Annotated in this window: 16 protein-coding genes and 1 tRNA gene; 11 read left to right on the forward strand and 6 right to left on the reverse strand. The window is 59.2% G+C overall.

Annotated elements, in window-relative coordinates; translation table 11 throughout:
• Nucleotides 1–134 precede the first annotated feature (134 nt).
• Genes ABIZ35_RS04340 through pncB form a run of 6 tightly spaced genes read left to right on the forward strand, consistent with a single transcriptional unit; the run spans nucleotide 135 to nucleotide 6,062 of the window.
• Nucleotides 135–932 (forward strand): hypothetical protein, encoded by a 798-nt coding sequence (locus ABIZ35_RS04340; RefSeq protein ID WP_348218642.1) that lies wholly within the window; start codon nucleotides 135–137, stop codon nucleotides 930–932.
• A gap of 15 nt (nucleotides 933–947) precedes the next feature.
• The gene (locus ABIZ35_RS04345; protein ID WP_348218643.1) at nucleotides 948–1,691 is read left to right on the forward strand and encodes a vWA domain-containing protein; all 744 of its coding nucleotides are present in this window, start codon (nucleotides 948–950) and stop codon (nucleotides 1,689–1,691) included.
• A 21-nt stretch (nucleotides 1,692–1,712) separates the two neighbouring features.
• Nucleotides 1,713–2,771 (forward strand): ADP-ribosylglycohydrolase family protein, encoded by a 1,059-nt coding sequence (locus ABIZ35_RS04350; RefSeq protein ID WP_348218644.1) that lies wholly within the window; start codon nucleotides 1,713–1,715, stop codon nucleotides 2,769–2,771.
• 9 nt (nucleotides 2,772–2,780) lie between these two features.
• Nucleotides 2,781–4,448 (forward strand): hypothetical protein, encoded by a 1,668-nt coding sequence (locus tag ABIZ35_RS04355; RefSeq protein ID WP_348218645.1) that lies wholly within the window; start codon nucleotides 2,781–2,783, stop codon nucleotides 4,446–4,448.
• A 1-nt stretch (nucleotide 4,449) separates the two neighbouring features.
• A complete protein-coding gene (locus ABIZ35_RS04360) occupies nucleotides 4,450–4,905 on the forward strand; it encodes a nucleoside 2-deoxyribosyltransferase domain-containing protein (RefSeq protein WP_348218646.1) in 456 nt (151 codons plus the stop codon).
• The gene (gene pncB, locus ABIZ35_RS04365) at nucleotides 4,902–6,062 is read left to right on the forward strand and encodes a nicotinate phosphoribosyltransferase (protein WP_348218647.1); all 1,161 of its coding nucleotides are present in this window, start codon (nucleotides 4,902–4,904) and stop codon (nucleotides 6,060–6,062) included. Before ABIZ35_RS04360 ends, pncB begins: the two co-directional genes overlap by 4 nt.
• A 193-nt stretch (nucleotides 6,063–6,255) precedes the next feature.
• Here the strand turns inward: pncB and ABIZ35_RS04370 are convergent, their stop codons facing one another.
• The gene (locus ABIZ35_RS04370) at nucleotides 6,256–7,296 is read right to left on the reverse strand and encodes a hypothetical protein (RefSeq protein WP_348218648.1); all 1,041 of its coding nucleotides are present in this window, start codon (nucleotides 7,294–7,296) and stop codon (nucleotides 6,256–6,258) included.
• A 104-nt stretch (nucleotides 7,297–7,400) separates the two neighbouring features.
• Entirely contained in the window at nucleotides 7,401–8,246 is an 846-nt protein-coding gene (locus tag ABIZ35_RS04375) for a hypothetical protein (protein ID WP_348218649.1), read from the reverse strand.
• Nucleotides 8,247–8,348: 102 nt separating this feature from the next.
• Between ABIZ35_RS04375 and ABIZ35_RS04380 the strand changes: the two genes are divergently transcribed.
• Nucleotides 8,349–9,344 carry an aldo/keto reductase gene (locus ABIZ35_RS04380; protein WP_348218650.1) on the forward strand — a complete coding sequence of 332 codons (996 nt, stop codon included), beginning with the start codon at nucleotides 8,349–8,351 and terminating at the stop codon, nucleotides 9,342–9,344.
• 69 nt (nucleotides 9,345–9,413) lie between these two features.
• Here the strand turns inward: ABIZ35_RS04380 and ABIZ35_RS04385 are convergent, their stop codons facing one another.
• Complete coding sequence (locus ABIZ35_RS04385; RefSeq protein WP_348218651.1) at nucleotides 9,414–11,642, reverse strand: protease pro-enzyme activation domain-containing protein; 2,229 nt, start codon at nucleotides 11,640–11,642, stop codon at nucleotides 9,414–9,416.
• Nucleotides 11,643–11,859: 217 nt separating this feature from the next.
• Here ABIZ35_RS04385 and nth point away from each other — a divergent pair, with 217 nt between their 5' ends.
• The gene (nth, locus tag ABIZ35_RS04390) at nucleotides 11,860–12,501 is read left to right on the forward strand and encodes an endonuclease III (RefSeq protein ID WP_348218652.1); all 642 of its coding nucleotides are present in this window, start codon (nucleotides 11,860–11,862) and stop codon (nucleotides 12,499–12,501) included.
• A gap of 10 nt (nucleotides 12,502–12,511) precedes the next feature.
• Here the strand turns inward: nth and ABIZ35_RS04395 are convergent, their stop codons facing one another.
• Nucleotides 12,512–13,054, reverse strand: a complete 543-nt coding sequence (locus ABIZ35_RS04395) for a CAP domain-containing protein (RefSeq protein WP_348218653.1) — start codon at nucleotides 13,052–13,054, stop codon at nucleotides 12,512–12,514.
• A gap of 210 nt (nucleotides 13,055–13,264) precedes the next feature.
• Here ABIZ35_RS04395 and ABIZ35_RS04400 point away from each other — a divergent pair, with 210 nt between their 5' ends.
• Complete coding sequence (locus tag ABIZ35_RS04400) at nucleotides 13,265–14,899, forward strand: hypothetical protein (RefSeq protein ID WP_348218654.1); 1,635 nt, start codon at nucleotides 13,265–13,267, stop codon at nucleotides 14,897–14,899.
• 23 nt (nucleotides 14,900–14,922) lie between these two features.
• Here ABIZ35_RS04400 and ABIZ35_RS04405 read toward each other — a convergent pair whose 3' ends face one another.
• The gene (locus ABIZ35_RS04405; RefSeq protein ID WP_348218655.1) at nucleotides 14,923–15,822 is read right to left on the reverse strand and encodes a nucleotidyltransferase domain-containing protein; all 900 of its coding nucleotides are present in this window, start codon (nucleotides 15,820–15,822) and stop codon (nucleotides 14,923–14,925) included.
• A gap of 46 nt (nucleotides 15,823–15,868) precedes the next feature.
• Nucleotides 15,869–16,066: a hypothetical protein gene (locus tag ABIZ35_RS04410; RefSeq protein ID WP_348218656.1), complete on the reverse strand. Its 198-nt coding sequence runs from the start codon at nucleotides 16,064–16,066 to the stop codon at nucleotides 15,869–15,871.
• Nucleotides 16,067–16,280: 214 nt separating this feature from the next.
• On the opposite strand from ABIZ35_RS04410, the gene ABIZ35_RS04415 reads away from it, so the two are divergent.
• Nucleotides 16,281–16,357 (forward strand) — tRNA-His (locus ABIZ35_RS04415).
• A 126-nt stretch (nucleotides 16,358–16,483) separates the two neighbouring features.
• A complete protein-coding gene (locus ABIZ35_RS04420; RefSeq protein WP_348218657.1) occupies nucleotides 16,484–17,545 on the forward strand; it encodes a tyrosine-type recombinase/integrase in 1,062 nt (353 codons plus the stop codon).
• Nucleotides 17,546–18,326: the final 781 nt, after the last annotated feature.

Raw genomic sequence — 18,326 nt, forward strand, 5'->3', positions numbered from 1 at the left:
CCAGAATTGGGAGAAGGGGCTGGGGGATGAGGGCCAAATCTTTTTTCGTCACGTCTAAAATAAGTGTTTATTTTACACTAACTATGGTATACTATCTTCGTAAGCGTAAATTAAACACTAACAAGGAGAAGCCAATGCAGGTAGAGTTATTGATCATCGATCCGCAGATCGACTTTTGCGATCCCAATCGCGGCAAGCTGTATGTCAAGGGAGCGGAGCAGGATATGCACCGTCTCGCCCAAATGATCGACCGGGTGGGGACGAAGCTGGACGACATCCACGTCACGCTCGATTCGCACCACTATGTGGACATCGCGCACCCGATCTTCTGGAAGGACAGCACAGGCGCGCACCCCGACCCGTTCACGCTGATCAGCGTCGATGACGTGGAGAATGGACGCTGGACGACCACGCAGCCGGGGATGTACCGCCGGGGCTTGGATTACGTGAAGGCGCTGGCGGCGGATGGCCGTTATGCATTGTGCATCTGGCCATACCACTGTCTGATTGGAACCGAAGGCCATGCGGTGATGCCGGAGCTTCAGGATGCGCTGACCGGCTGGGAGAAGCGCTTCGCCATGGTGGATTATGTGACCAAAGGCAGCAACATCTTCACCGAGCACTACAGCGCCATTCAGGCCGAAGTCCCTGATCCCACGGACCCAAGCACACAGATGAACACGGCGCTGATCCAAACGCTTCTTCAAGCGGACGTGGTGGTGGTCGCCGGCGAGGCCGGAAGCCACTGTCTGGCGAACACTGTCCGAGATATCGCCAATGGCTTTGGAAGCGATGACGCCGTCAAGAAGCTTGTCCTTCTCACCGACGCCACAAGCCCGGTGACGGGGTTCGAAGCGTATCAGGATGATTTCATCAAAGAGATGACTGCACGAGGAATGCAGCTGGCGACGACGCAGGATTTCCTGCGCTAAGAAAGGATCCCGAAGATGCCTGTTATTAACGATCTGACATTGGAAATGAACGCACTGCCGACAAGCCACTACGGCTATTCGGCGACACGGATCGACGCGCTTGGCGCCACGGAGTACACACTGGTTACTATCGTGGTGGACGCCAGCAGCAGCGTCGCCGGATTTCAGGTGGAGCTGGAAAAGACCCTGAAAAGTATTGTCCAGGCCTGCCAGTATAGCCCGCGCGCCGACAACTTGCTGCTGCGCCTGGTGGAGTTCAGCGGCGATGTCCGCGAGCTGCACGGCTTTAAATTGCTGGAGTGCTGCCGCCCGGCGGATTATGACAAGGTGCTGCATGTCGGCGGCAGCACGGCGCTGTACGATGCGGCTGAAAACGCCGTCAGCGCGACGATCGATTACGGCAAGCAGCTTGGGGTGGGCGGCTTCTCGGCCAACGCGATCCTGTTTGTCATTACGGACGGCGGCGACAACACCTCCAAGCATACGGCGCAAGGGGTGAAGGCGGCGATTACCAAGGCCGTCTCCGACGAGTATGTCGAAACGGCGCTCTCGGTGCTGATCGGGGTCAATGTCCGCGACAAGCAGGTCAGTAAGGACCTTCAGCAGGCGTATCAAGAGGGTGGCTTCAGCCAGTACATCGAGATGGCGAGCGCCAACGCGCAGACACTGGCGACGCTCGCGGAGTTTGTCTCGCGCAGCATCAGCATGCAGTCCCAGGCGCTCGGCTCGGGTGTGGCGCCGAAGCCGCTGAAATTCTGAAGAGCCGTGATGGAGAGTACGATGGGAACGAGAGACGAGGCGATCCTCGGATGCATTTTGGGAACGGCGGCGGGCGATGCCCTTGGCCTCGCGGCCGAGGGACTGCCGATCCGCCGCCAGCGCAAGCTGTTCCCAAATCTGGACCGTCCGCGCCTGCTTCCCGGTGGGCGAGGCATGGTCTCCGACGACACCGAGCATGCCTGCATGCTGGCGCAGGCGCTGATCGGATCGGCGGGCGACGCCGATGTCTTCTCCAATCGTTTTGCCCGCCGTCTCCGAATCTGGTTTCTTGGTCTGCCGGCGGGAATTGGGCTTGCAACCCTGCGCTCATGTCTCAAATTGCTCGTGGGAATCCCGCCTGAGCACAGCGGCGTTCGCAGCGCCGGAAACGGCCCGGCGATGCGCAGCGCTCTGCTCGGCGTTTGTTATGGCGATGCTCCAGAGCGTCTGAAATTGTTGGTTCGGGCGTCCACGCGCATCACGCACACCGACCCCAAGGCCGAGGCCGGCGCGATGGCGGTTGCGGTCGCCGCCTATATATCCTCGCGGCGTCTGCCGGCAAATGAGATCACGCAGGCCTTTCGCGTCATGCTGCATGACTTTGTGACGGAGCCGGAGACGCTGGAGCGTTTGGATGCGGCGATCGACAGCGCGGAGCGCGGTGAGAATGTGACGGATTTTGCATCTCGTATCGGCGCGGCGGGATACGTGAGCGGCTATATTTTGCAGACCGTCCCTATCGCCGTGCACTGCTGGCTGAGTGACCCGAACGACTTTCGTCAGGCTGTCAGTACGATTATTGCCTGCGGCGGCGACACGGACACCACGGCGGCGATCTTAGGCGCTATCGTCGGCGCGGGTGGAGCGCCGATCCCGCAGGAGTGGCTGGATGGTATTTGCGAGCGGCCGTGCAGTGTCGCTTGGATGAGGCGGCTTGCGGGACAATTGGCGAGAGTTTGCGAAACCGGCCAATCCGAGATACCGATTGATACACTCTTTGCGCTGCGCTTCGCGCGCAATTTTGGTTTTGCCCTTGTCGTTTTGACACATGGGCTGCGGCGGCTCCTGCCTCCGTATTGAGGAAACACAATGGATGTATATCTGGAAGGCAAGCAAAAGATTACCCTGACGCAGGCGGATTTCAAGGCGCAGGGGGGCGAGGGCGCCGTTTATGTCAAGGGCGATACGGCGTACAAAGTCTATAGCTCTCCGGGAAACACCGTGCCTGAGGGGAAGGTGCGGGCGCTGTCGGCGCTGACACTGCCAGAGATCCTGCGGCCGGAGGCGATGCTGACGGACAAGCAGCGCGATCCCATTGGTTACGCCATGCGCGCCGCCCCGAAGGGGTATCCGCTGTGCCAGATCTTCCCGCGCGCCTTTCGGGACCGCAAGGGCTTCACGCCGGACGCCGCGCTGGAACTGGTGCGCCGGCTGCAATCGGGAGTGAAGCACGTCCACGAGCAGGGGCTGCTGATCGTCGATCTGAACGAGATGAACTTCGTGGTCGATGAAGCCCTGGACAAGCTCTACTTTATCGACGTGGACAGCTACCAGGCGCCGGGGTATCCGGCGACGGCGCTGATGGACAGCGTCCGCGACCGCCACGCGCGGGATTTTAGCGAGGCGACGGACTGGTTCGCCTTCGCCGTAGTCTCGTTTCAAATCTTCTCCGGCATCCATCCGTACCGGGGCAAGCATGCAAAGTGGAAGACGCTGGACGAGCGGATGCAGCAGAACGTCTCGGTTCTCAATCCCGATGTCAGCGTTCCCGGAGCGTGTTTGTCGTTCGACGTGATCCCCGGCGCCTACCAGGACTGGTATCGGATGGTGCTGGACGGCGGCCAGCGCGTTCCGCCGCCGCAGGGCGCTTACGGCGCGATTTACCTTGCGCCGCGCATGGCGACGGCTCCAGTAAGCGCGAGCTTCGACATCGACGAAATGCGGGAGTACGACGCCGATATCGTGGACTTCGTCAATGGCCTCGTTATTACGGCGCGGGGCGTGGTGATGGGCGGCGTGACGGTGCTCGGGGCGGACGCCAAGATCGGAATCGCGCCGGGCGGGAATCAGGCGGTCGCGGCCTGGGCGGAGAATGGGTATATTCGGTTCTACGACCTCCAGCGGGGGCGGCCGATCGACACGCGCCTTGCCGGAGACAGTGTGATGTCCAGCGGCGGGCGTCTGTACTTCCAGCAATCCGGATCGCTGCTCGAAGTCGATCTGGTGGCGCTGCCGTTGGCTACCCTGGTGAGTGCGCGCGCCGTGGCGAACGTAATGCCGCAGGCGACGCAGTTGTTTGAAGGCGTCGCGGTGCAGGATGTCCTCGGCGCCTGCTACGTTTCCGTGCTGCCAAGGCGGGGCGAAAGCCGGCAGGTGCGTCTGGCGGAGCTGGACGGCGCCCGGATCGTGAACGCCGTGTACAAAGAACGTGTGCTGATCGTCATCGCCGCCAGGGGCGGACGGTATGATAAATACGTCGTACGCTTTGCCTCCGATTTCCGGCGCTACGATCTGCGCCGGATCGAAGATATCGCTGCTCCCGGCATTAACTTCGTGGTTCTGGACAGCGGTGTCTGCCTGCTCCTGGACGAGGATGGCTCCCTGGAGATCTTCGCGCGTGATCTGGATTCGATTCAGTATCAGCGCTGTGAAGAGACCGGGCTGGACGGCGACTGTCTTCTGCTGAAAAACGGCTCGCAGGCGCTCTTTGCACGCGGTCCGAAGCTATTTAAATTTGCGATGAGGGAGGAGAACTGAGATGGCGCGACTGATTATGACGCCAGATCGGTTGGAAAGCCCCGAACGAGCGCTGTTCCTGGCGGGCGGCGTCACCGGATGCCCGGACTGGCAGTCGGAGATGATCCAGCGCCTTTCCCACACGTGCTGGACACTGCTCAATCCACGTCACGCGCGCTATTTCGAAGACCTGGATTGGTCGGCGGAGCAGCAGATCGCCTGGGAGTTCGAGCATCTTCGCCTCGCCGAAGCCGTTCTGTTCTGGTTTCCTTGCGAGACCGTTTGCCCAATCACGCTCTTCGAGCTGGGCGCATGGTCCATGACCGGCAAATCGATCTTCGTCGGCGTTCATCCGGAATATTCCCGACGGGAAGATATTGACGTACAGATGCGGCTGCTGCGCCCAGAGCTTCGTGTCGTCCTGAATTTGACTGACCTGGCGGCGCAGGCTTCGGGATATTTGGAAAGAGAATTATGATCATCGAATCGCTTTTGGATACGGACCTTTATAAGTTCACGATGCAGCAGGTGGTGTTCCATCGGTTCCCGCAGGCGACGGCTGAGTATGACTTTCGACTGCGAAGCCAGGGGATCGATCTGCGGCCTTACGCCGAGGAGATCCGGGCGGAAGTCGCTCATCTCTGTGATCTGCGCCTGAACGATGAAGAGATTGAATACCTGCGTACAGTCCGCTACTTGCATCCCAGCTATGTCGAGGCGCTGGAGCGGTTCGAGCTCGATCCGCAGGCGGTCCAGATTACCACGGATGGCGAGTTTGAGATTACGATCAAGGGCAACTGGTTTCAGACGATCTTGTTCGAAGTGCCGCTGCTGTCCATCGTCAACGAGGTTTACTTTCGAAACACGCAGCCGATGACGGAGGAGCTTCAGGCAGAAGGGCGGCGGCGTCTGGAGGAAAAAATCGGATGGATTCAGGCCTCGGGATTGACGCGTTTCAATCTGATCGAGTTCGGTACACGCCGCCGCTACAGTCGTGATTGGCAAGGGGAAGTGGTTCAGGAGCTGAAGGCGCGCCTGCCCGATGCGCTGATGGGAACGAGCAACGTCCACTTCGCGCGGACAAACGGCCTGCGTCCCTTCGGCACAATGGCCCATGAGATTTTGCAGGCCTGCCAGGCGTTCGCCCCGCTGCCCGAGTTCCAGAAATTCGCCTTTGAGACCTGGATGCAGGAGTATCGCGGCGATTTAGGGATTGCGCTCTCCGATGTCGTCGGCATGGACGCCTTCTTGAACGACTTCGACCGCCTGTTCAGCAAAGCCTACGACGGCGCGCGTCACGACTCGGGTGATCCGTATGAATGGGGGGAGAAGCTCATTCGGCACTACACCAAATACGGCATTGACCCACGCGCCAAAGCCGCCGTTTTCAGCGACGGTCTGACGATCCCCAAGGCGATCGACCTCGCGCGCCACTTCCAGGGGCGCATTCTCACCTCATTCGGCGTCGGAACGAATCTCACGAACGACTTAGGCGTTGAGCCTTTGCAGATCGTAATCAAAATGACCCAGTGCAATGGTCAGCCGGTGGCGAAGCTGAGCGACAGTCCGGGGAAGACGATCTGCAAGGATCAGGTATATTTGGATTATCTGCGCGGGGTGTTTGCGGGGAAATAGGAATCGCGGGTATGAAACCCACGTCTGGGAGACGCTCCGCGTCTAACCGTCCGTGCCGGACGGAGGAACGAGCAAACGCAATCGTCCAAGTCTTCCGTCCGGCACGGACGGTTAGCGGCTCCTGCCGCTCCCAGCCTCGGGTTTTATACCCGAGCGACACGTATGGGTTTTACACTGCGATGGACGCTCTACTCTACTCTGCACTGCTATCCAGCAAACCAGCCAGCGACTGCACGCCTTCTTTCACTACTGGAGCAAGCTCCTGAGCCGTCTCGCCTGTCCCATTACTGACGACGCCCGCGAGGTTTTGCGCGGAGCCGGGCGGCAGCATGCGCTGGAGAACGGCGCTCAGAGCCTGGGTGGCGAGGGTGGATGTGATGTCGCTGCCGCCGGTGAGCAGCAGGCTTTCGATGAGGGGGAGATTGTCGGCGAACGCTGCCTGCACTAAGTCGCCGGTGTGCGCGGCGGCGGCGGGATCTTTGGACGGGTTGATCAAGGCGTTGGCGAGGCGGGCGTCGCCGCGCACGGCGTTTGCGATCAAGGCGAGCATGTTCGTGCGGCCGGCGCCGCCATTTGTCTGCTGGACGAGAAGATCTTGCAGGGTCGTCGGGTTACTGCGCGCGGCGGTCGCGAGCACGGCGGCCCAGCCGCCTTGGCCGTTCAGATCGAGTGTCGACCCCTGAGCCGCCTGCGCCAGCGCCAGGCGCGCCATGGGGGCGGCGTCGCCGAGCGTGCGCGCCAGGAACTGGTCCTGGGTTTCTTTGAGAATTTTGCGCTCGTTGTCCCGAGCGAAGTTTTTGGCGCCGTTCACAAGCACCCGGCTTCCGCCGTCCGTTAGCCTGCGGGAGAAATCCCCTGTGAGGTCGGATGCGCCTCGAAGGGCGCCGCCGGCGACCTTGCCGCCGGTCTTAATCACGCTGCGCGTCCCACGTCCGAAGAAGCGGCCGATCCGGCTGCCGAAGAGCTGGCCCATGCCTTTGCCGACAATGCCGCCCGCCGTGTTCGCGACGACGCCCATTGCGCTTTCGCCTGTTTTAACGGCGGCTCGGCTGGGAGCTTTGCGGATGTCGTCGACCTTTTGCCCGAGCCTTACGGCATCCGTTATCGCCTGAGCGGCGCGTCCGATGTTGTGACGGTCTGCGGGAGACTGCGCATGGGCGGACGAAGCCATGCAGGCAAGCGCCGCGATCCCAAGCGCCGCCGCATATCGCCATCGTGATCTGTTCGTCGTCATCTCAGTGTCATCCCCTCGCCGCCGTCAATTTTGATAAAATCATTATCGGCGTATTGGGCGAATTTTATCATGGTTTGGATGGAATAGCAAGGAAGCGAGAGGCGTTATCGCTTATCGTTGGCGATCGTCGGCGTGATGAAGACCAGCAGTTCCTGGTCGGCGATCCGTCTGCCGCCGCGCGCCAGGTTGCCGATCAAGATCGGCTCTCCGTCGCCAACCTTGGCGACGAGCTTTGTTTCCTCGACTTCCTCCTTGTTCGCATTGGTAATCGAGCGTGTGGTGACGACCGGACGCAGAAAAAGCGTGATCGAATTATCTTCGTTGACTCGTGGGGTGATGAAGACGGAGCCTCCGAGGAACAGGGGGAGTTTTGGCGTAGCGCTCAAATTGGCCGAGACTTCGGTATTGCAGACTGCGGTCACGGTTGAGGCGCTGAGCGATCCGCCGGACTTCGTGAGCGCCGCCAGCAGTTTGGCGACCCCGTCGCCAGACGCCTGCTGAATACGCGTGTCCGCCCCGGCCATGATTGTCGCCGCCGTCTTCTTGTCCGGCGCCTTTCCGAGCAGAGTGAGCGGGACACCGGACGAGGTGACGTCCCAGGTCTTCGCGCTCACGAACTGCACACGCATTTGCACTGATCGCTCCGACACGTCCAGCATCTGCACCATCTCCTGGACATTGTGGAACCCTGTGTCCGTCCCCACCACCACGAGCGCCTTGCCCGCCGGCGCGGCGGCGACGCTCGTGACGCCCTCAGGCAAGTTTTCCGGCTTGTTCCAATGGAACGTCTCAATGACGCTCTGCGGCGTGGCTGCGCGCAGGGCCAGCTCGTGACTGCCGGCGTCCGCCGGAGCGGCGGGGGCGGCGTGCGCCCCCCCAAGCGTACAAATCAACTGGGCGGAAACGGTGAAGGCGGTCCAGCGGCGAAGGTTGGAATGACGGTGGTGCATGAAGTCAGTATACAGGAGCCGAATCGCACTGTCAAGCGCTGCGGGAACCGGGTATTATCGAACGTGGACGACAGTTCCCTAAGAGAAGGAAATCAAGACTTTATGGCGCAGGAATTTGCAAGCGATCGTTACGACACAATGCTTTATCGCCGGTGCGGGCGCAGCGGCCTGAAGCTCTCGGCGATCTCCCTGGGCGCGTGGGAAACCTATGGCGGTTACCGTGGTGAGGATGTGGCCCGCGAGTGCTTCTTCAAGGCGTTCGATCTGGGGATCACGCACTTCGATCTCGCGAACAACTACGGAACACCGCCGGGCAACGCCGAAACCGTCTGCGGCAAGATCGTGAAAGAGATGCCCCGCGATGAATTGATCATCTCCAGCAAGGCCGGATACACAATGTGGCCTGGTCCTTACGGCGACTGGGGCTCGCGCAAATATATTATCGCCAGCTGCGATCAGTCGCTGAAGCGCATGGGATTGGAATACTTCGACATCTTCTATCATCACCGTCCCGACCCGGACACGCCGCTGGAAGAGACCCTGGGCGCGCTCGATACGCTCGTGAAGCAAGGCAAGGCGATCTACGCGGGCGTCAGCAACTACGGCGGCGCGCACTTCGCCGACGCCGTGCGCGTGGCGGACCGTAAGAACTACGCGCCCATTACGATCCACCAGCCGTACTACAACATGCTGGGCCGGACCGTGGAATGGGACCTGCTTCCGCAGGCCGAGCGCGCCGGAACCGGCGTCATTCCCTTCTGCCCTCTCGCCTCAGGCCTGCTCACGGACAAGTATCTGAACGGCATTCCCGAAGGCAGCCGCGCCACGGACCGCTGGGGCGAAGACTGGGTCAAGAACAACCTCTCGCCCGAGCGCCTCGCGACACTCAAAGAACTGAACGAGATCGCCAAGCTGCGCGGCCAAACCCTGGCTCAGATGTCCCTCGCCTGGCTGCTGCGCCTGCCCGCGATTACCAGCGCCCTGATCGGCGCCTCCAGCGCCAAGCAGATCGAAGAGAACGTCGCGGCGCTGAAGAACATGGAGTTCAGTGAAGACGAATTGACGAAGATCGACGCGCTGACGAAGAAGCCTGCGTAATTGCTGCTCGATGTACAGAAAATTCAGCCTCCCGCGCATTGCGCGGGAGGCTGAATTGTGTTTTCGAGGTTAGTGGCTGGGTCGGTAGTAGCCGAACTTGTACGTTCCAACCAGCGGATCGCTGCCGAAGACCGCCGTGTTGAAGGTGACTGTTCCCGTCACGGCGTGCTTGAAGAGGTAGTGTCCGTTGGCGCCGTAGGCGACATCCGTGGGCGCGGAGAATGTGACGCTTCCACCCTCGCCGGCGCACTCCATGTAGGGCATGTAGTAACCGGCTTTTGCGGTGTTGGCGACCGGGTCGCCGCCCCACGCCGCGTTCGTAAACGTGACTGTTCCCGTGGTTCCGTAGTTGAAGAAGTAGTGTCCGCTGGCGCCGTAAGCGGCTTCTATCGGCTGGTAGAACGATGCGGCGCTTCCTTCGTTAACGCTCTTCACGTACGGCTTAGAGTATCCGGCTTTCGCGACCCCGGCGATCGGATCTCCGAACGTCGCGTTGTTAAACGTCAAGGCGCCCCCAATCGCGTACTTGTAGAAGTAGCTGCTGTTGGCGCCGTACGCGACGTCCACCGGCGTGGCGAACGATGCGCTCTGGTTTTCGTTGGCGACAAAGCTATAGTTCGCCGATCCGCTCAGCGAGTCGATCATGGCCTGGCCCTTAGGCGATCCCCATCCCGTCACGAGATCGTATCCCGTCACCGCCGGCTTGCCGTTATTGCCCGTCGTGGTGTCATTGAAATACGTCGTGTAGCTTGCGCCTTTGCCCAGGGCATAAACGGCGGGGTTGATAAAGCCTGCGGTCGGCTTGCCGTGCTGCGCTCCCTGCTGATTGACCAGGGCCATATAACCAGCCCAGAGCGGCGACGCCGCGCTGGTGCCGAGCACGCCGCCCGATCCGCCATTATTGTAAACACACCAGATGTTCGTGGCGACCATCGAGACATCCGGGCAGTTGCGCTGGGTGGTGGAGCCGCCATTGGCGGTCATGCTGATCCCCTGCTGCCAGCTGGGAATGGCGAAGTTCGGGCTGATATAGCCGCTGCTTCCATTCCACCCATCTTCCGAGGTCAATGGGCCGCCGCCGCCGTTGGTCGACAGGTTTGTGCCGCCGACGCTGGTCATGTAAGGGTTATCATCCCATCCAAAAGGAGACGCGGAGTAGCCGCTGTCGCCGGAGGCGTTGAATACGGACTGGCCCTGCGCGGCCATCTGCTGCAAGATTTGATTGAGCGTGGACGGGGGAGGGCTGACGCTCCAGGAGGAGCTGACCTGCTTGGCGATGTTTTCCACAGCGATCTGGTTCCAGATGTCCGCCGCGTTATTGCCGGTGTAAAACCGGATATTCGCGCCCGGAGCCATGGCGTGCTCCATCTCGATGTCCAGTGACTGCTCCAGCGTGTTTTCGCCGGCCGCCGGATTTCCCGAGACCCCGTTGAGCAGCACCTTGGTGATATTGGCGGCAGGCAGCCCCGTGGTCGTGCAGTAGGAGGCGATGTCGCTGGGGAAGTAGTTGCCGAACTGGAACAAGCCAACCGTCTGCCCAGCTCCATCCAGAGTGGCCTTGGGAGCGTAGGCCGCTCGGAAGTCGAAGGAGATGAACTGCGCGCCCGGGCCGGAACCCGCGCTGGATAAGGCCACTTTCGATTTCGCGGCCAGCGGCGCGACATGCGCGTTGGAGTGCGGAAGCGAGTAGTTGTCGAGCCCGGTGACGCCCAGGATCGGAATGGCTTTATCTAGCGCGGGCTCGGCGTCCGGTCCAAAGAACGTTCGGTTCTCAGTCGGGTGCTGGTAAACGAGCATGTTGACGTGAAAGGTTTGCTCAACATTGGCGATCGGCGCGCCCACATCCACGATCATACGGTTCCCGTACGTTGAGTTGACGGTAAACCCCTGCGATTTCAGGTAAGTGATGACGGTATTGTACTGGGCTTCCGTCGGCGCAAACGTCGCGTTGTATTCCTCAGTGGTCATATAGTGATGGTAGTTCGGGCTCTGCGGATCGTAAATCTGCTGGAGCAGGGAATCGAGCGCGGCTTGGTTTCGCACTGGGAGGGAAATGGCGAGATTGAGCCGCGCATTCTCCGCCATGTGTCCGAGCGAGTGAGATCGAGTGACGCCGGGATGAACGCTGTGTCCGCCGCGTAGACCAAATAAAGTTTGGGCTTGACTGGAATGAGCGCTCGCGAGGGTCAAGAAGGCGCAGACGCCGGCGGCGCCATGCAATTTCGGAAAGAGTTTTCGTGCACGAGCAGACCGAACGCCGCCCTTATTTTTCAAGGGCTGCCTTACTGGGAATTGCATGTGATCTTCCTCCTACATTTGGACTGTCTGTATTGCGATTAACGCAAATAGATTTAACGCGCACGTCGAGCTGCCAGCGGTGCATCGTTAAGATCGCGCTAAGTCTATCACAGTTTGATGCGCCTGTCAACGATTTTCAATCCATGAAAAACCCACCAATCTAAATGCAATCCAATGCAGTGAGTGACACTCACGCTTAGTGAGGGTATAGGTATACATGAGCACCGAAAATATCCGAACTGTTATGGACATTCTTGCGGCGACTTATCATGGCCGAGGCTCCGTCGAGCTGGGCGATCCCTACAAAGTTCTCACCGCCACCGTTATCTCGCAGCGTACGCGGGAAGAGCAGACGACTGCTGTCTCCAATCGTGTTTTTGCCCGTTATCCCGACATCAATTCCCTTGCTGGCGCCGACGAAGCCGAATTGTTCCCATTGCTAGTGGGCAGCCAGTACCCTGAGACGAAAGCGCCGCGCCTGATCGCGATGGCGAAGATCCTCCGCGACAAGCACGGCGGTCAGGTTCCCAACGATATCGACGCCCTGCTGGATCTTCCCGGCGTCGGCCGCAAGACGGCCAACTGCGTTCTGATTTACGCCTTCGAGCGCGAGGCGCTGTGCGTGGATATTCACTGCCATCGTATCTCCAACCGTCTGGGCTGGGTGGAGACGCAGACGCCGGATCAGACGGAGAAAGCTTTGGAAAAAGTCATGCCGCGAGACTTATGGGCAGGCAGCAACCGCCTCTTCTTGCAGCATGGGCGCGCGATCTGTCTTCCCGGCATTCCCAAGTGCTCCGAGTGTCCGGTGCGCGAGTGGTGTGAGTATGGGCAGGATCCGAAGACCGCCAAACGCTAATACCGGCGTGTTACTTCTCGTCGCCCAGAAACATCTCCGTCACCCACACCTCGCCCTTGGCGTTGCGGCACACGCTCACTCCCACTTTGGTGTAGATTGGCTGCAGGAGATTGGTGCGATGCTCTGGGCTGTTCATGAATACTTTGTGTCCGAAATCGGCCGTGTACTGATTGTTCGGAACCCGGCAGTATTCGATGTTCTCGCCGACTGTCAGCGCGCCAGGAGCATCAGCCCCCATGTCCGTGAGTGTTTTGAGATATCGCTTCATCGGCGTGGTCATGCCGGGTGTGGGCGAGTGGTGATCGAGATAATTTAGGGCGCTCATCTCGCGCGAGTGGTCGGTGGCGGCGCGCATTAAGATCGGGTCGGGCGTGAGCGCTCCAAGGCCGCGCCGCGTTCGCTCGGCGTTGATCTTTTCGATAAATTGCTGCTCCATTATTGGCGCGCTCTGCACGGCGATGGGATGACTCCCGGCGCGCGTGGCGACGGGAACGGCGGGGGGAGCGCCGGCGGCGCTCCAATAGAGGCTGGCGATGATAAGTGCTTTGATCATAAAATACTCCGCAATTCTTTGCGAGATGGGCAGCGGCATTGCTGTCGTCTCGTTGATATGCGTGAGTATAAGGGGCGAGCGTGAGAGGGAGGTGAGGCGCGCGTGATCTTTGCGTGAGATTTGCCGGGAATGGTATAATCTCTGTGCTATGGGCGTTTGCCGTCGGCCGCATTCTTCGATCCCCTGTGGCGGAAAGCGTATTCTTTTCCCGTGCCCGACCATCAAACCACTACGCCTTCGACTTCCTCGTCCCGCTCCGCCGGCATCGCCTTAACTGTCCTGCTGACGGTGATCGTCCTGCTGGTTTGCCTGATTCCCAAAGCCGAAAACGACCTTTTCTTTGAGCTGCGCACCGGGATGGATATCCTGCGCACGGGGCATCTGCCGCGTGTCGACACGTATTCATGGACGAATGCCGGGACGCGATGGGATGTGCCGGAGTGGCTGGCGTTCGTCCTCTATTCCCTGGCGTTCAAGGCGGCAGGATTTTTTGGGACGTGGCTGGTGATGGCGCTGCTGACGGTCGGCGCCGTGTGGACTGTGTGGTTTTGGCTTGCTCCGAGGGTGGGGCGCCCGTGGGCGTTTCTGCTCGCGAACCTGACGCTGCTTGGGATGAACGACTGCATCCAGGAGCGTCCTTACGCCTTTACGTACTTACTGCTGGCTGTGTCGCTCGTCATCTTGACGCGCGCGCGGGAGCGGTTCGCGTTATCAACCCCCAAGGGTTTGTGGGACGGACTTGCCTGGCTGCCGGTGATTTGCGTTCTCTGGGCAAACCTGCACCAGGGTGTGCTCGTCTTCATTTGCTTGCTGGCGGCCTACGCCGTCGGCGACGCCGCCGTGTGGCTCTGGCTGCGCCGCCGTGGCGATCCCGGCGCTGCGCGCCATGGGCGAAGCGCGGTGCGGATGCTGGCGACGGCTCTTGCCTGCGCCGTCGCCGTCATGGCGTCGCTATATGGATGGCGCATCTACTGGAACGTCTTCATCACGCTGCGCGATCACAATCTGATGTCGAACGTCACGGAATGGAACTCTGTTGCGGTGCTGCCGTTCGCGCAGCTTCAGCCGCTGATCTTCCTCTCAGCGATCGTATTCGGCGCGCTCGCGTTCAGCCGCCGCAGGAGTTTTTCCGATGCGCTGGTGGTCACTTGCCTATTTGTGGAATCGCTGCTGCATGCGCGTAACATCGCGCTGTTTGGCGTGGCGGGGATGATCCTCGCCGCGCCGCATTTGGAAAGCTGCGTTCGGGACCTGCGCGGCCGTGTGCGTCTCGCCTCCAATCCACTGTCCATCACGCTGCTGATGTCGTTTGGGGCGCTGATTTACGCCGCGACCGTGGGGTTGGTCGCAGCGGCGAGCCTGGGCAAGGCGATCGGACCCAAGGGCTATACGCCTGCGGGGATTGGGGAAGCGGCCGGTCGCGTTCCGAGTTATCCAGAGACAGCGTGCGCGTTCATGGATCGTGAGAAATTTCCCTCCGGCCTGCGCATGCTCAATAACTTTGAGATCGGCGGGTATTTGATGTGGCGGCGTCCAAGCCAGCCGGTGTTCGTGGATGGACGCCTGGATGTCTACGTCGGCCAAACATTCGACAATATGCTGATCCTGGCGCGCCGGGGCGGCGACGCCGAATGGACCCGTGTCGTCCAGAGCTACGATTTCGACTGCGTGGTCACCACCAGTCTCAAGCAGGCCACGCCATTTCTGAAAGACCCCAACTGGGCGTTAGTCTATCTCGATCCCAAGCGTCCGCATCACACGCGCTGCCGCATCCTGCTGCGCCGTCGCCCGCAGTTCGCGGCCCTGATCGCACGATGTCTCAAAGACCAGCCCCTCTCAAACTGATCCGTGGTTTGTGAGGGAAATCGTCAATAGCCCGCCTGCTCCAATATCCCCCGAATCCGCCGCAGTGTATCTGCGGCGGCGTCCACATTTACCACGCATTCGCTCAGGCTTCCATAGTGGTGCTCCAGACAGTCCAGAAGAAGCTGCTTGATCTTCACTTCATCGGGAGCGTGGGCCAGCTTGCTGTTCGTATAGAGCGTCTCCAGATCCCGCTCCTTACGTTCGAAGTGCGAGAGAATATCCGCCTGAGTCCACTCCCCGCGACGGATCGATTTGAGCTGCTCGCGGTTGCGCTGCAAGTCGATGTCGCCTTCGGTCAGGATCTGCTCCACCTCGTCCAGCAGACGAACCACATGGTATGCGTACTTAACGTCGTACCCAAACTGCGCCACCAGTTCCTGACGCTTGCCGACCGGCGCATCCTTGCTATTCATCTTATGGATCTGGCTGTAGGCGTACCCCTTGAACTTATGCCACGCGCCCTTGTGCAGAAAGAGGCGGCGGTTCTCGCGCACCATGTTCCCGACCTGCGTACTGTGCAGAACGCAAGTGCGGGGGGTGAACAGCGAGTCGATCATGTTGGGATTATTCTCCATACACAATTGAAAATACTTAACGATATTGTAGATCGCCAGATCATAAGTTCGTCCTTTGCCGCCGCCCGCGCTCTGGTCGAGCACATGGTGCTCCTGCCATTGTTCGAATTTTGGAATCGGCTGACCAAACCCCGGGATCTCCCCGCGCAGATGGGGAAACACCGTTTCCTTCTCCGGAATGCAGAAGCCATATAAGTCCGTATCCGATAAGTCATTCGAGACACCATAGGCGACACTGCCCATGATCGTCTCGTATTGAATATTATTCGGCAGGAACTTTGGCGGCTTCACCAATCCTCGTTCCGTCAGTTTTAGCACCGTGCTCACGACTACTGCTCCTTTGCTGATTTTATGATGCAGGCTTCTGGCCCTGCTAAGGAGAGGTGGGCAGGTTCTCGTCGGGATCGTCGCCTTTTGAGAAGCGCCACACGAAGAAGCCGTAGAGGCATGTCAGGCCCAGGCATAATAACGCCTTACCCCAGCTGTGGTGGAGAAGCGCCAGGACGCCAACCAGGCTTTGGACGACGGCGGCGAAAATGAAGAGCCAGAAGGCGAACGGTTTTCTTGTCATGGGACTGTCCTTTGTTGACCCCGTCATTCTGTCAGGGACGGCCCCCTGCCTTGCTGCTCGCGCATTTGGCGACGCCTTCTCATTTTGTCGAGATGCGTCGCGCCGATTCGCTTACCCCATTATACTTCTTTGACTGCCGGCATAAGATTTTCTGCGACGTCACGCCAAAATTATTGACACCGCTCGCCAGGGCGGGTATAATTTCTCTTGCGTGGCGGTTGTAGCTCAGTCGGTTAGAGCGCCAGATTGTGGTTCTGGAGGTCGTGGGTTCGAGCCCCATTAGCCGCCCCAAAATACTTAGTTACGGTTAGAGCGCCCTGCTCTAACCCGTGGCGCGGTCACTTTTCAGTTTCGAAGCAGCCATCTCAAGGGTTGAAGTCTCTTAGGAGCCCAATTCAACTTATTTTTGAGGAAAAAATGGCTCGCAAAAATGTCGATCTTCCTGACAAAGACTCTCCAGTCCCAGTTCTCCATGTGCTGCTGTCCGATGCAGTTGCAGATTATCTGCGCTACATTCAGTTTGAGCGCGGACTGTCTAAGACGACCCAATCAAGTTACGGTTGTTATATCCGTCGCTTTTTGAGTTGGCTGTCTACGAACGGGTATGCGGAGCCCTCGCTGACGACTTTCAACTCAACCGTGCTTCGACGCTACTTGTACGCCGTCAGCGAAGGGAAGCGTCCAAGAACCGTGCGTAGCGCCTTCCACCCGCTGCGTGGGCTGGCGGTGTTCCTCAAAGAACAGAACCTCCTGACCGAAAACCCCTGCGAAGCAATTAAGCTACCGAAAAAAGATGCAGCGCATCGCCTGCTGGTTTCCGATGATGAGGTTGCTCAACTGCTGCTAGCCTGCGAACGTCAGCGCGAAGTACGTCGGAGAGCTCTTTCGCGTGCGATGATCTCCGTCCTGGTATATGCTGGCCTGCGTCGACAAGAACTCATAGACCTGAAAGTAAGCGATATTCACGCGGGCGGCGAGCCAACAATCACAGTGCGTTCTGGAAAAGGCGGTAAATCACGTACGATCTATCCATGTCGTGAGTGCATGGCGGCTCTGGGTGAATGGCTCGCAGTTCGCGAGGAATGTTCCCATGATTGGCTCTGGGCGCGTGATCGGAGTCATCGTATGGGGGATGCGGGTGTCGCCTCTACCCTAGAAACAGTCAAAGCGATCGCTGGGTTAGGTGGACATGACAATATCAAGCCGCATAGCCTCCGTCATAACTGCGCCACACGTCTTCTGCGAAATGGAGCGGATCTCCGTTCCATCCAGGCGCTTCTCGGGCATTCGCAGCTGGAAACGACGGCGGTATACCTGCACACGGATGCAGAGCGCTTGCGTCAGATTTCTGAACTGGGATCTCTGAACGGAAGAAATTATCTGCCTACACAACCTCAGTCGGCAACAGAACCTCGTGAAACGGCCAAATCGAATGGTCGCTTATCAGGATTCGTGCAGAGACGGCGAACAGCGAAATAAATTTCGTATCGGTTGCGTAGCGAGTGCTCGACAGAGGCATCTCTTCTCCAAGTATTATCTGGTAAAGAACAACGCTTGGAGAAGAGGAGGCTAACTCGGTCCTACGGGAATGGAGCTCGCTCCATTCCCGAACGATATTGGTGAAAGTCTCTAGCCGGCGACCTAGGTACGAGGAGACCGGATATCAAGCAACAGATCCAGTGCTCGTTGCGCTTCGGCAAAGGTTATCACTTTTCCTGAACTTGCCGTCCGCGATTCTAGAATCCCCCAGAGGCCTGGATGGGAAACATGGCATATGTCGTTTTCATGCAGTAGATTGGTTAGTTCTACGGGCGAAGCGCTATAAGGTGCTCGGAACTGGAAGTTGTTGCCGTACAAGCTAACTGCCATCGCACCCCAAGAGCACAATATCTCTAACCGCGACAAGATGGACTGTAACTCGGCATCCATCAAGCCAAAGAAGCCGAGAAGCCAATTTTGAATGGACGCGTCATCAAGGGAACGCCAGTCATAATCATGCCAAGGGAGAATATTGGGTATCGCTCGGCTAGGAATGTATGCTGGTCTTAGGAAAAGACGCTCGCTTGTTGGTGGCGCATTCTGATCCCAGCTCAGATCGAAGTACTCTTCAATTTGGCGTGTGACTTCCTCAGTGCGGAACGTGTCAATAGTTTGAGACAACTTAGTCCATTATTTTTCGTGTCGATCGTCGCCTAACTCTTCGCCCTCCTTTTGGGCAGGCGGGTTGATCCAGACGGCTGTTGGCAGCGCTTCCGGGATC

Source organism: Capsulimonas sp. (genome assembly GCF_039929585.1).
Taxonomy (GTDB): Bacteria; Armatimonadota; Armatimonadia; order Armatimonadales; family Capsulimonadaceae; genus Capsulimonas.